Source organism: Pseudomonas sp. H3_A02 (genome assembly GCF_054671965.1).
The window spans coordinates 740,838-753,704 of record NZ_CP162807.1 but is presented as its reverse complement, the minus strand read 5'-3'; the positions used below and the strand labels follow the sequence as shown (position 1 = coordinate 753,704).

Below are 12,867 nucleotides of genomic sequence, written 5' to 3'. Positions count from 1 at the left end.
TTCATGCGTTATGTGTTTGGAGCAACTCGTTAAGCGGCCGTTGGTGACAAACGCGCCTATGCCTCTAAACTTTGAACCGCCCTACCAGCGTCTGCAAGTGCACGCCTAGCCGGGCCAATTCCGCACTCGAAGCGGCAGTCTCCTCACTGGACGACGCCGTCTGCTCCGAAACATCACGTACATTCAGCACACTACGGTTGATCTCCTCAGCCACAGCGCTCTGCTGCTCGGCCGCAGCGGCGATCTGCTGGTTCATCGACTGGATCGCCGAAACCGTGCGAGTGATGTTCTCCAGCGAGCCCCCCGCGCGGCGGGTCAGTTCGACGCTGTTATCGGTCAGGTTGCGGCTGTTGTCCATGATGGTCGCGACCTGCTGGGTCCCCGATTGCAGGCCGACGATCAGCTCTTCGATTTCTTCGGTGGACTTCTGGGTGCGCTGCGCCAGGCTGCGAACCTCATCGGCGACCACTGCAAAACCACGCCCTGCTTCCCCGGCACGGGCCGCTTCGATGGCGGCGTTGAGGGCCAGCAGGTTGGTTTGCTGGGCTACGGACTTGATCACGTCGAGCACGCTGCCGATCTTGTCGCTTTCACGCTTCAGGTCGCCCATCGCCGCGGTGGAGTTGCCCACTTCGAGGGCCAGGCGTTCGATCTGGGCGATGGCTTCACCGACGACTTTTTCGCCTTCGCGGGCCTGTTGGTCGGCAGCGACGGCGGCTTCGGAGGCTTCCTCGGCGTTGCGGGCGACTTCCTGCACCGTGGCGGTCATTTCATGCATGGCGGTGGCGACCTGATCGGTTTCCACCTTTTGACTGTTGACCCCGGCGCTGGTCTGCTCGGTCACGGCCGAGAGCTGTTCGGCGGCGCTGGCGATTTGCGTGACACCTTCGCCGATGCCACCGATCAATTGCCGCAGGCCCACGGTCATGCTTTGCATGGCGCGTTGCAGTTGGCCCAGTTCGTCGCGACGGTCAGACGTGAGGTTGTGGGTCAGGTCGCCAGCGGCTACGCGTTCGGCAACCTTCAAGGTGTCGTTGAGTGGGCCGACGATCTGCCGGGTGATGAGCAGCGCTGCAATCACGCCGAACAGCAGGGCCAGCGCAGCCGCTGCGATGAGAACGGTCTTGGCCTGGGCGGTATCGTGGTCTCGCACCGCCGTCTGGGACACGGTGAGCTTCTGACTGGAATCGATCAGTACGTGGCCTTGCTCACTCATGCGCTGCAACGCGGCGCCATTATCGATCTGGGAGTCGCGGAACTGGCTGACCGCCGCGCGATAGACGTTCATCGAGTCGCTGGCCTGCTGAAGACTATCGGCGAACTCCTCGGGTAGCTGGGCCGGCAAGCGTGCCAGCAGTTTCAGGACATCGGTGATTGCATCGATGGCGGGCTGCTGGGCCTCGCTTTTTCCGCTGTAGGTGTAGCCGCGAACCTGATAGCGGGCCTGCTGGATCGCCTTGCTCAGGGCCACCACGTTGTTGAATTGAGTAACGTCGCCGCTTTGCAGCAATGCTTTTTCCACCTCGGCAACGCGGGCCACGGCGTTGTCGGCGCTGGCGCCGAGCTTGCTGCGGGCGTCTTCGCGGCTGACGGTGGCGCTGGTCATCTGGGCGAAGGCACTCTTGTATTCGGCAACGGCGGCCAGCTGTGCATCGATCAACGCCACATCGGCCGGTTGTTCGATCAACTGGCGAGCAGTCTTCAGGCCCTCTTCGAGCTTGCCCAGCAGGTCGTTGACCTGTTGCGGCCCTTTCTCGCCCCGCGTGCTGTTGTAGTCGATGCTGGCCAGATTCAAGTCTTTGCTCAAGTCGTTGAGACTGGCAATGAACCCCAGTTTATCGCCCCGGCTGATGACATTGCCCAGGCCGGACCAACCGGTGAATGCGATCATCAAGGTGAGGAACAGCACCAGGCCGAAGCCTGCACCGAGTTTGCGATTAACGCTTACATTTCCCAGACCCTGGGCAAGCCACCGGAACATGCTGATACTCCCTTGGAGCGCTGAATTGGTTTTATGGGCACTGTATCGGCGGCTTTGACGGGATCTGTAGAAATGAGCTCAGGATTCTCCGAGTGGCTTATTTGTGGCGAAGCAGAGATGCCTTTCAGAACAACCTTGCAAGCAATGCGGTAACCGCGGTCTCGACCCGCAGAATCCGCTCGCCCAGTTGTACCGGTTGCAAGCCGGCCTTGCCCAGTAGGTCGATCTCGTAGGGAATCCAACCGCCTTCGGGGCCGATGGCCAAGGTCACCGGCTCCGTGAGTGCTCGCGGGCAGGGTGGGTGGTTGCCAGGGTGGCCGACCAGTCCGAGGGTGCCGTTGGCGATGGCCGGCAGGCGGTCCTCGACAAAAGGCTTGAAGCGTTTCTCGATAACCACCTCAGGCAACACGCTGTCCCGGGCCTGCTCCAGGCCCAGGATCAGTTGCTCGCGAATGGCCTCGGGTTCGAGGAACGGCGTCTGCCAAAAGCTCTTTTCCACGCGATAGCTGTTGACCAGCACCACCCGCGGCACGCCCATGGTGGCGATGGTCTGGAACACTCGCCGGAGCATTTTCGGGCGCGGCAGCGCCAGCACCAGGGTCAACGGCAACTTGGCCGGCGGCGCCTGGTCGAGGGTCACTTGCAGTTCGGCCTCGCGAGCCTCCAGGCGCAGCACCTGGGCCGAGCCCATCAACCCGCCGATGCGCCCGACGCGCAGGCTGTCACCGACGGCACTGCGATGGACTTCCTGCATGTGGGTCAACCGGCGATCGCTCAGGATCACGCGGTCAGGCCCAATGAAGTCGGCCTCTTCGAGCAGCAGCAGGTTCACGCTTGGGTCGCTGGCGGCTGGTCGTTGTGGTCATCGACCGGCTGGTCCTCGGGTTCTTCTTCCCGGCGCTTGCGCACCAGGCCACCGAACAGGATGCCGATTTCGAACAGCAGCCACATCGGCACGGCCAGCAGGGTCTGGGAGAAAATGTCCGGCGGGGTGAGGATCATGCCGACCACGAAGCAGCCGATGATCACGTAGGGGCGGATCTTCTTCAGGTAGGCCACGTCGACCACGCCGATCCACACCAGCAGCACCACGGCCACGGGGATTTCGAACGCCACGCCGAAGGCGAAGAACAGCGTCATGACGAAATCCAGGTAGCTGCTGATGTCGGTCATCATCTCCACGCCCGCCGGGGTGGCGGCGGCGAAGAACTTGAAGATCAGCGGGAACACCAGGTAATAGGCGAAGGCCATGCCGGTGTAGAACAGCAGGATGCTGGATACCAACAGCGGTACGGCGATGCGTTTTTCATGCTTGTACAGGCCCGGGGCGATGAAACCCCAGATCTGGTGCAGGATCACCGGGATCGCCAGGAACAGCGAGACCATCATCGTCAGCTTCAGTGGCGTCAGGAACGGCGACGACACGTCGGTGGCGATCATCGTCGCGCCTACCGGCAGGTACTGGCGCAGCGGCGTGGAGACGAAGGTGTAGATCTGCTGGGTGAAGGAAAACAGCCCGGCGAAGATGATGAAAACCGCCGCGACGCAACGCAGCAGGCGGGTGCGCAACTCGGTGAGGTGCGATACCAGCGGCATCGGCTGGTCGTTTTCAGGGATATCGCTCATGGGGCTCGCGGCGGCAAAGTAGGATCGTTAGGCGCAGGGACAGCGTGGGGCGCTGTATCCGCTGCCGTCGGTGTCACGGGCGCCGGTTCAGCCACCGGCGTGCCACTCTCTGGCGCTTGGGAAGCCACGATCGGCTCGGCCACAGGCTGGACTGGCGTCGGTTCCTGCTGGGTCGGCGTGAAGATTTTCCGCGCTTCCTGCTCCAGGGACAGAATGTGTTCGTTGTGAAGTTGCCGACGGATGTCGTCGGCGCCGATTTCACGTTCAACTTCCTGTTTGATCGCATTGAAGCTGCGCTTCAGGCGCCCGATCCAGAGACCGGCGGTGCGCGCAGCGCCCGGCAGACGCTCGGGGCCCAATACCAGCAGGGCGACGAGGCCGACGAGCAGCAGTTCAGTGAAGCTGATCCCAAACATTAGTCAGTGCTCACGAGTCTTTGCGAATGGGCTCTTCGACTTTCTGGGCCTGCACGTCGATGGTGTTCGGCGCATTCACCGGCTGAGTGGCCTGTGGGTGTACCGGTTGGGTCGGTTGTGCGGGCTGAGCCTGGTTGGTCGTCGGATCGGCCGGTTTCTCGTCATCGTTCATGGCCTTGCGAAAACCCTTGATCGACTCGCCGACATCGGTGCCGAGGTTCTTCAGTTTCTTGGTACCGAACACCAGCACCACGACGACCAGGATGACGACCCAGTGTTTCCAGTCAAAGATACCCATGTGGCTACTCCTCTCAAAAATTGATCAGGCGGACGGGCGCGAGGCTTTCTCGACGTGCCCGGACAGACCGAAGCGACGGTCCAGTTCATCCAGTACGGCCTGTGGATGCTGCCCCAGTTGGGCCAGCATGACCAGGCTGTGGAACCACAGGTCGGCGGTCTCGTAGATCACGTCGCTGCAATCGCCGCTGATGGCGGCGTCCTTGGCGGCGATGATGGTCTCGACCGACTCTTCGCCGACTTTTTCCAGAATCTTGTTCAAGCCCTTGTGGTACAGGCTGGCGACATAGGAACTGTCGGCGGCGGCGCCCTTGCGCTCTTCCAGCACCTGGGCCAGGCGGGTCAGGGTGTCACTCATGGGTATGTCCTGAATAAATGGCATGCGGGTCCTTGAGCACCGGGTCGACGGTTTTCCAGTCGCCGTTCTCGAAGACGCGATAGAAGCAGCTTTGACGGCCGGTGTGGCAGGCAATCTCGCCGACCTGCTCGACCATCAGGATGATGACGTCGCCGTCGCAGTCCAGACGCATCTCATGCAGGTGCTGCACATGCCCGGACTCTTCACCTTTGCGCCACAGCTTGCCACGGGAACGTGACCAATAGATGGCGCGGTTCTCGGCGGCGGTCAGGGCCAGCGCTTCGCGGTTCATCCAGGCCATCATCAGCACGCGCCCGGTCTTGTGATCCTGGGCGATGGCCGGCACCAGGCCGTCAGCGTCCCACTTGATCTCGTCCTGCCAGTTTTTCATCTTCGACTCCGACCATGGACCGCGCACCTGACGTCGGCGGGCCCAGCGTTGAAACAGTGTGCCAGCGCGAGCCGGTGCTGGCTATCGGCGAACGACCAGATACAAACCAACGATCACCATGATTGCGGCGGGCCAATGGCCCAAATCGCTCAACGGTCCACCAGCCGCCAGCATGGCGCCGCCTCCCAGGTGAGCGGCGCCGAGCAAGCGCAGGAACCAGTCATCCTTGCGTCGGTGCCACGGCGGTGCCGGGTCATGGGCGTGGGGTTGGGACATGCGTTCGAGCAGGTCGCGGGTCATGTTGGCCAGGTGCGGGATCTGCTCGAATTGGCTCTGCACGTTGCCCAGCAAGGTTTTGGGGCTGACGCGCTCGCGCATCCAGCGTTCGAGGAACGGTTGGGCGGTGTTCCACAGGTCCAGGTCCGGGTACAACTGACGGCCGAGGCCTTCGATGTTCAACAGGGTTTTCTGCAACAGCACCAACTGGGGCTGAACCTCCATGTTGAAGCGTCGCGCGGTCTGGAACAGGCGCATCAGCACCTGGCCGAAGGAAATATCTTTTAACGGTTTTTCGAAGATCGGTTCGCACACGGTACGGATCGCCGCTTCGAATTCGTTGAGCTTGGTCTCGGCCGGCACCCAGCCCGAATCGATGTGCAGTTGGGCGACACGGCGGTAGTCACGCTTGAAGAAGGCGAACAGGTTGCGGGCCAGGTAGTCCTGGTCTTCGGGGGTCAGGCTGCCGACGATACCGCAATCGATGGCGATGTATTGCGGACTCCAAGGCTGCACGGTGCTGACAAAGATATTCCCCGGGTGCATGTCGGCGTGGAAGAAGCTGTCGCGAAACACCTGGGTGAAAAAGATTTCCACGCCGCGCTCGGCCAGCAGTTTCATGTCGGTGCGCTGGTCGGCCAGGGTCGCCAGGTCGGTGACCTGGATGCCGTAGATGCGCTCCATCACCAACACTTTCGGCCGGCACCAGTCCCAATAGACTTGCGGCACATAGAGCAGCGGCGAGCCTTCGAAGTTGCGACGCAGCTGGCTGGCGTTGGCGGCCTCGCGCAGCAGGTCGAGTTCGTCGTAGATGGTTTTTTCGTAGTCCTGGACCACGTCTACCGGGTGCAGCAGACGGGCATCGGCCGACAACCGTTCGGCGGCGCGGGCGAGGATGAACAGCCACGCCAGGTCCTGGGCGATGATGGGCTTGAGGCCCGGGCGAATGACCTTGACCACCACCTCTTCGCCGCTCTTGAGTTGCGCGGCGTGAACCTGGGCCACGGAGGCCGAGGCCAGGGGCTCGACGTCGAAGCGGCTGAAGACTTCGCTGATCTTTTTGCCCAGTTGTTCCTCGATCAGCGCCACCGACAGCTTGGAATCGAACGGTGGCACGCGGTCTTGCAACAGCATCAGTTCATCGGCAATGTCTTCGGGCAACAGGTCGCGACGGGTCGAGAGTATCTGCCCGAACTTGATGAAGATCGGCCCCAGGTCCTGCAAGGCCAGGCGCAGGCGCGCGCCACGCGGCAGGTCCAGGGTTCGTCGAGGGAACCAACGCCACGGCAGCACGAAGCGCAGCGCCAGGAGAAACCACGGCAGCGGCAGGGCGAACAGCAGGTCATCGAGGCGGTAGCGGATCACGACGCGCTGGATGCGCAACAAACGGCGGACGGCAAGCAGCTTCATGCGTTATCGCTTGGTTTCAAGGGATCGGGAAAGGCGCTCGAAACGCGCCTCGAGACGTTCCAGGTCAAGTTTGACCTGGTCCAGTTCATCAAAACGGGCCTGGGCCTCGCGTTGGCCTACGAGGGTACGCGATTCTTCGGCCAGGTATTCATTCAGATTCTGTCCCAGGCTGACGAAGCCCTGGCGATACCAGTGGCGGCGGCTGCGCAAATGGCCGCTGAGCAACTGGGTCGCCACCGGACCGATCCAGCGGGACACTTCGTATTCCCAGTCCAGTTCCAGGTTCTGGAGAATCGCCGCCAGCTCCAGCAGCACGCCGCTGTCGCCATCGAGCTCCACGTCGGGGCTGTGCAGTACCGCGCTCTTGTCCTTGCCCAGGGCCAGGTTCACCAGGCTCGACGCCGGAGCGCGCAGCGTGCAATCCGCTTCGGCTTCCCAGTGGGCGGCGAGCATCAGGCCTTCGTCGCTGGGCAGAATGAACAACTGCAACGCCGGGCTGCGGCAGTCGACGGCGATCACCTTGCCGCTCAAGTGCGCCAGGCGCGCGAGCGCCGTGCTGTCCAGGCGCAATACCCGGTTGAGGCCGAGTTCGACGCTGGCGAGCAGGCCGGTGAGCAACATCAGGGTTTGATACCGCGATGCAGGGCGACGATACCGGCGGTCATGTTGTGGTAGGTCACGCGGTCGAAACCGGCCTCGACCATCATCGACTTCAGGGTTTCCTGGTTCGGGTGCATGCGGATCGATTCGGCCAGGTAGCGATAGCTTTCCGAGTCGTTGGTGATCAGCTTGCCCATCAGCGGCATGAAGGCGAACGAGTAGGCGTCATAGGCCTTGGACATCAGCGCGTTGGTCGGCTTGGAGAACTCCAGCACCAGCAGGCGGCCGCCGGGCTTGAGCACCCGCAGCATCGAACGCAGGGCGTCTTCCTTGTGGGTGACGTTGCGCAGACCGAAGGCGATGGTCACGCAGTCGAAATGGTTGTCGGGGAACGGCAGTTTTTCAGCGTCGGCCTGGACGAACTCGACATTGCCGGCCACACCCAGGTCCAGCAGGCGGTCGCGGCCGACCTTGAGCATGGATTCGTTGATGTCGGCCAGCACCACCTGGCCGGTCGGCCCGACGATGTGGGAAAACTTCTTCGTCAGGTCGCCCGTGCCGCCGGCGATGTCCAGCACGCGATTGCCGCTGCGCACGCCCGACAGCTCGATCGCGAAACGCTTCCACAGCCGGTGCATGCCGCCCGAGAGCAGGTCGTTCATCAAGTCGTACTTGGCGGCTACGGAGTGGAAAACCTCAGCGACTTTTTCCGCTTTCTGGCTTTCCGGCACGTTCTTGAAGCCGAAGTGAGTGGTGGGTTCGGCATCGCTGCCTTTGCGCTGATCAGTCATATCGCGGTCACCAAAAAAGAATGCGGGACATTCTAATCCCGGTGGAGGGCTTTGTCTTGGCAAGGCTGAAGGTAAGATGGGCTACCGCCGGGACGTTTTGACGCAGCCAGGGTCTGAAACGTTCAGGCAAGTCCCGATAAAACAGGAGTCACCCGATGGCCCGTATAACTGTTGAGCGTGCCCATGGCCTGGGCAAGGAAGTGGCGCGAGAGAAAGCCGACAAGCTGGCGCAGAAGCTGTCCGACAGCTATGGCCTGGAGCCGCAGTGGGTGGGCGATACCCTGAAGCTCAAGCGTTCCGGGGTCAAGGGCGAAGTGCATGTGGGCGAGGATTCGATCCGCGTCGACGTGGAACTGGGCATGTTGATGTCGGCCATGAGCGGCACGATAAAGACGGAAATCGAAAAGGCGCTGGATAAGGCGCTGGCCTGATCGACCGGAAGGGTGGGTGGGATTACATGACTCAAGTTCACCACCTATCCAACTGTGGGAGCGAGCTTGCTCGCGATTGCATTGTTTCAGTCGCATCAAGGTTGGCTGACACTCCGCCATCGCGAGCAAGCTCGCTCCCACAAGGGAAGTCATCGCCTTCAGGTTTTGTGTCAGTTGTTAGGGTGCCGTTTCTAATTATTGTCACTACTTTGTGCCTGAGCCCGTCCATGTGCGGGCAGTTCCTCAAACCTTTTTTCGAGTGAGGTGCACCATGGCCAAAGTTATTCTGAAGAAAAAAACCGACGTTGAATCTTCCACGCTCAGCGACGTGAAAACGTACGCGCGCAAGATCTGGCTGGCGGGCCTGGGCGCCTACACGAAGGTCGGCCAGGAAGGCAGCGGATACTTCCAGGAGTTGGTAAAAGCGGGCGAAGTTATTGAAACCAAAGGCAAAAAGAAAATTGCCGGGAAACTTGAAGCGGCCAACAGCGAATTGATTGAAGCCAAGACCGACGTCAATACTTTCAAGGCCCGGGTTGAAGTACAACTCGATAAAGTCGAGAAGGTATTCGATGCCCGTGTTGCAAGTGCCTTGAATCGTATCGGCATTCCGTCTAAACATGACGTTGAGACACTCTCTGCTAAGCTCGATGAGCTGACAGCATTGCTCGAACGTGTCGCGCGTAAACATTAAGGAGAACGGGATGGCTGGCAAAAAAATCACAGAAAAAGAGGGCAGCTCGTGGGCCGGGAAGATTGAAAAATATTCCCGCAAAATCTGGCTTGCTGGTTTAGGCGTGTACTCGAAGATCGACACTGACGGCAGCAAGCTCTTCGAGTCCCTGGTTAAGGACGGCGAAAAGGCCGAAAAACTCACCAAGACGGCAGTCGGCAAACAAGTCGATGCCACCAAGGAAACCGTCGATTCCGCCAAGTCGCGCATCGGCGGCGTGAAGGATCGTGCCCTGGGTAAATGGGACGAGCTGGAAGGGGCTTTCGACAAGCGCCTGAACAGCGCGATCTCGCGCCTGGGCGTGCCGAGCCGCAATGAAGTCAAGGCGCTGCACAGCAAGGTCGACACCCTGACCAAGCAGATCGAAAAACTCACCGGCGCCAAAGTCGCACCCGTGGCGACCAAGACGGCGGCGGCCAAGCCGGCCGCTAAAACGGCAGCCAAGCCACTGGTCAAGGCTGCGGCAAAACCCGCCGCCAAACCTGCGGCGAAAGCAGCGGCCAAGCCGGCGGCTAAAACCGCAGCGGCCAAACCTGCTGCCAAGGCGGCGGCTAAACCGGTAGCGGCGAAAGCAGCAGCCAAGCCCGCCGCCAAACCGGCTGCCAAGCCAGCGGCCAAGACGGCTGCAGCTAAACCCGCTGCGGCTAAACCTGCGGCCAAACCAGCCGCTAAGCCTGCAGCCAAGCCTGCGGCAAAAGCGGCGGCCAAACCCGCTGCGGCGAAAAAGCCTGCCGTGAAAAAACCGGCCGCGCCAAAAGCTGCCGCACCGAAGGCGTCCACCGCACCCACCGCGGCCGCCAAACCGGCAACCCCGGCGAGCACGGCGAACTCCGCCGCCGCTCCAACGGCGGTCGCCACTCCAGCACCGGCGCAGGCTCCATCGACGCCTACCACCCAGTCCTGATTCTGCGGGACATGCAAAAACGCCCGGCCTGTGAAGGTCGGGCGTTTTTGTTTGTACGCAGGTCAACCTGTGGGAGCGAGCTTTGTGGGAGCAAGGCTTGCCCGCGATGAAAACGCCGCGGTCGCTTGAGGACCGTAGCGCCTGGATCGCGAGCAAGCCTTGCTCCCACTAAAGCTCGCTCCCACAATGGATCTGCCACTGTCGGCGGTTAGTCGTGTTCTTCCAGGTATCGCAGCGCCAATCGTTCGGTCGCCACCTTGGTCGCGGGTGGCAGGTGCGGGGCCACCAGCATCATGATCTGGTAGACCACCAGTCGAACCTCACCCTCGCGGTCGAGGATGCGCTGGTAGTCCAGGGAGAACAGCAAGGTCATGGTGATCTGCTCCACCAGTTGCCCCAGGGCCTGGGTATCGCTGACCAGCAAATCCTGGGCCTTGAGCTGCGCCAGCAGTGAGGCGAGGGTTCGCTTCAGGGCATTGAGCAATTGACGGATGCCCTTGGCCAGCTTCGGCAGGCGTCCGGCCAGGTTCGACAGGTCCTGGAACAGAAACCGGTACTGGGCCAGGCGCTCGACGATCAAATGCAGGAACAGCCAGTAGTCTTCCGGCGCCAACTGCGCGTCCGCCGGTGGGTCGAGCAGCGGTGCCAGTTCGTTCTGGAAGCGCTCGAACAACCCGAGGATCAGCGGTTCCTTGCCATGAAAGTGGTAGTAGAGGTTGCCCGGGCTGATGCCCATTTCATTGGCAACTTCCATGGTGGAGACGTTCGGTTCGCCCTTTTCGTTGAATAATTGCAGGGCACATTCAAGGATGCGGTCGCGGGTTTTCATCCGGTCTTCTTAATGGTCAAGTCGTGTCACGGCCAAGCGCCTGGCCGTGGAATAGGGCCTTCAGCGCACGCGAACATAGGTGCCGGGGGCGGCGTCCAGAGGCGGGTAGTTGGCGTTGCCCAAGGTCATCTGGGTTTCGTGCTGGGCGCCGGAGCGTTCCTGGATCCAGCCCAGCCATTGCGTCCACCAACTCCCTTCGACGTGCGTGGCATCGTGGTACCAGGCCCGGGGGTCGCTGCTCATTTTTGCGCTTTCGATGTAGTTGGCCTTGGGGTTGCCCGGCGGGTTGAGAATGCTCTGGACATGGCCGCTGTTGGAAAGTACGAAGCGTTTGTCGCCACCGAGCAACAGCGTCGAGCGATAGACCGCGTCCCAGGGCGTGATGTGGTCGTTGATGCCGGCCACGCTGAAGCTGTCCACCGTCACTTTCTGCAGGTCGATGGGTGTGCCGCACACTTCCAGGCCGCCGGGGTGGGTCAGTGGGTTGTGCTTGAAGAAGTCCAGCAGATCGCCGTGGTAAGCCGCCGGCAGCCGGGTGCAGTCGTTGTTCCAGTAGAGGATGTCGAAGGCCGGCGGTTCCTTGCCCAGCAGGTAGTTGTTGATGAAATAGGTCCAGATCAGGTCGTTGGGACGCATCCAGGCGAACACTCGGGCCATGTCGCGACCATCGAGGATGCCCTTCTGGTAGGAGCGGCGCTTGGCGGCTTCCAGGGTCTGCTCGTCGATGAACAACGTGGCCTGGCTGTCGATCTGGCTGTCCAGCAGGCTTACCAGGTACGTGGCACTGGCGACCCGGCGCAGTTGACGCTTGGCTTGCAGGTGGCCTTGCAGGGCGGCGATGGTCATGCCACCGGCGCAGGCGCCCATCAGGTTGACCTCCCGTGCGCCGGTGATCGCCCGGCAGACGTTCATGGCCTCTTCCGTAGCCTCGACATAGCTGGACAGGCCCCACTCGCGGTGGCGTACGTCAGGGTTGCGCCAACTGATGATGAACACCTGCAAACCGTTTTTCAGGGCGTACTGGACAAAGCTGTTGGAGGGGCTGAGGTCGAAAATATAGAACTTGTTGATCTGTGGCGGCACGATCAGCAATGGCTTGGCGTACTGCTTTTCGCTCATGGGCCGGTACTGGATCAGTTCGAGCAATTCGTTGCGAAACACCACCGCGCCGGGCGTGGTCGCCAGGGTCTTGCCAACTTCAAAGGCATGGGGCGTGGTTTGGCGCGGCAAGCCGTCGTTGTGCAGCAGGTCGTCCACCAGGTGGCTGATGCCTCGAACCAGGCTGGAGCCGCCGGAGTTGAACAGCTCCTTGACCGCCAGCGGGTTGAGCAAGGTATTGGACGGCGCTACGGCGTCGTTGAGCAGGGCGAAGGCGAAGTGGGCGCGGGCGCGGTCATCCTGACCCATGTCGCTTTCGTCAATCCAGCTCTTGACCTGTTTTTGCCAGCTCAGATAGGCCTGCAGGCTGCGGCGGTAGAACGGATTGAGCTGCCAGGTGGGGTCGGCGAAACGCGAGTCGTTGGGGTTGGTGGGGTGCAGGGTCTCGCCCAGCAGCACACGGCCCAATTGACCGCCCAGTTTCAATGCATGCCGGGCACTGTGCACCGGGTTGCGCAAGCCGTGTGCGGCCACACTGCGCAAGGTGGACAGCAGGTCCCTGCCACGTAGGCCAGTGACCGCACTTTGTGCGTTGATGAAGCTGGCAGGGGCGGGCATGGAACCCTTCGCCGGTTTGTCGCGCATGAGTCAACTCCTTCGTCATCAGGCTAAAAACAAACACACCGAACCAGACAACATAGTCGCTGTTTCGGGTCGCTGCGCAAT

14 protein-coding genes and 1 pseudogene are annotated in these 12,867 nt (G+C 61.5%); 3 read left to right on the top strand and 12 right to left on the bottom strand.

Going from position 1 to position 12,867, the window contains the following annotated elements:
- Positions 1-64 precede the first annotated feature (64 nt).
- From AB4N80_RS03160 to ubiE, 10 genes and pseudogenes are all read right to left on the bottom strand, one after another.
- The gene (locus AB4N80_RS03160) at positions 65-1,981 is read right to left on the bottom strand and encodes a methyl-accepting chemotaxis protein (protein ID WP_122565282.1); all 1,917 of its coding nucleotides are present in this window, start codon (positions 1,979-1,981) and stop codon (positions 65-67) included.
- A 124-nt stretch (positions 1,982-2,105) separates the two neighbouring features.
- On the bottom strand, positions 2,106-2,813 hold the full coding sequence (locus AB4N80_RS03155) for a 16S rRNA (uracil(1498)-N(3))-methyltransferase (protein ID WP_122565283.1): 708 nt from the start codon (positions 2,811-2,813) through the stop codon (positions 2,106-2,108).
- Entirely contained in the window at positions 2,810-3,607 is a 798-nt protein-coding gene (gene tatC, locus AB4N80_RS03150) for a twin-arginine translocase subunit TatC (RefSeq protein WP_060739577.1), read from the bottom strand. The genes AB4N80_RS03155 and tatC overlap by 4 nt, the downstream gene beginning before the upstream one ends.
- On the bottom strand, positions 3,604-4,023 hold the full coding sequence (gene tatB, locus AB4N80_RS03145; protein ID WP_122565284.1) for a Sec-independent protein translocase protein TatB: 420 nt from the start codon (positions 4,021-4,023) through the stop codon (positions 3,604-3,606). Before tatB ends, tatC begins: the two co-directional genes overlap by 4 nt.
- Positions 4,024-4,033: 10 nt before the next feature.
- On the bottom strand, positions 4,034-4,321 hold the full coding sequence (locus AB4N80_RS03140; protein ID WP_060739575.1) for a twin-arginine translocase TatA/TatE family subunit: 288 nt from the start codon (positions 4,319-4,321) through the stop codon (positions 4,034-4,036).
- A 24-nt stretch (positions 4,322-4,345) separates the two neighbouring features.
- Entirely contained in the window at positions 4,346-4,678 is a 333-nt protein-coding gene (locus tag AB4N80_RS03135; RefSeq protein WP_003186671.1) for a phosphoribosyl-ATP diphosphatase, read from the bottom strand.
- On the bottom strand, positions 4,671-5,069 hold the full coding sequence (hisI, locus tag AB4N80_RS03130; RefSeq protein ID WP_003196931.1) for a phosphoribosyl-AMP cyclohydrolase: 399 nt from the start codon (positions 5,067-5,069) through the stop codon (positions 4,671-4,673). Before hisI ends, AB4N80_RS03135 begins: the two co-directional genes overlap by 8 nt.
- An 81-nt stretch (positions 5,070-5,150) precedes the next feature.
- Positions 5,151-6,755 carry a ubiquinone biosynthesis regulatory protein kinase UbiB gene (gene ubiB / locus AB4N80_RS03125; RefSeq protein WP_122565285.1) on the bottom strand — a complete coding sequence of 535 codons (1,605 nt, stop codon included), beginning with the start codon at positions 6,753-6,755 and terminating at the stop codon, positions 5,151-5,153.
- Positions 6,752-7,376 (bottom strand): annotated as a pseudogene (locus AB4N80_RS03120) (ubiquinone biosynthesis accessory factor UbiJ). Before AB4N80_RS03120 ends, ubiB begins: the two are co-directional and overlap by 4 nt.
- Positions 7,376-8,146, bottom strand: coding sequence for a bifunctional demethylmenaquinone methyltransferase/2-methoxy-6-polyprenyl-1,4-benzoquinol methylase UbiE (gene ubiE, locus AB4N80_RS03115; protein WP_003196937.1), 771 nt, complete (start codon positions 8,144-8,146; stop codon positions 7,376-7,378). The pseudogene AB4N80_RS03120 and the gene ubiE overlap by 1 nt, the downstream one beginning before the upstream one ends.
- Before the next feature lie 155 nt (positions 8,147-8,301).
- Between ubiE and AB4N80_RS03110 the strand changes: the two genes are divergently transcribed.
- The 3 genes from AB4N80_RS03110 (at position 8,302) to AB4N80_RS03100 (ending at position 10,214) form a co-directional block, all read left to right on the top strand.
- Positions 8,302-8,577: a polyhydroxyalkanoic acid system family protein gene (locus AB4N80_RS03110; RefSeq protein WP_092175253.1), complete on the top strand. Its 276-nt coding sequence runs from the start codon at positions 8,302-8,304 to the stop codon at positions 8,575-8,577.
- Positions 8,578-8,848: 271 nt separating this feature from the next.
- On the top strand, positions 8,849-9,271 hold the full coding sequence (locus AB4N80_RS03105; RefSeq protein WP_122565288.1) for a phasin family protein: 423 nt from the start codon (positions 8,849-8,851) through the stop codon (positions 9,269-9,271).
- Positions 9,272-9,281: 10 nt separating this feature from the next.
- Positions 9,282-10,214, top strand: coding sequence for a phasin family protein (locus tag AB4N80_RS03100; protein WP_122565289.1), 933 nt, complete (start codon positions 9,282-9,284; stop codon positions 10,212-10,214).
- A 208-nt stretch (positions 10,215-10,422) separates the two neighbouring features.
- On the opposite strand, the gene AB4N80_RS03095 is transcribed toward AB4N80_RS03100, so the two are convergent.
- Both AB4N80_RS03095 and phaC read right to left on the bottom strand, forming a co-directional pair.
- The gene (locus AB4N80_RS03095) at positions 10,423-11,043 is read right to left on the bottom strand and encodes a TetR/AcrR family transcriptional regulator (protein ID WP_122565290.1); all 621 of its coding nucleotides are present in this window, start codon (positions 11,041-11,043) and stop codon (positions 10,423-10,425) included.
- 60 nt (positions 11,044-11,103) lie between these two features.
- On the bottom strand, positions 11,104-12,786 hold the full coding sequence (gene phaC / locus AB4N80_RS03090) for a class II poly(R)-hydroxyalkanoic acid synthase (protein ID WP_122565291.1): 1,683 nt from the start codon (positions 12,784-12,786) through the stop codon (positions 11,104-11,106).
- Positions 12,787-12,867: the final 81 nt, after the last annotated feature.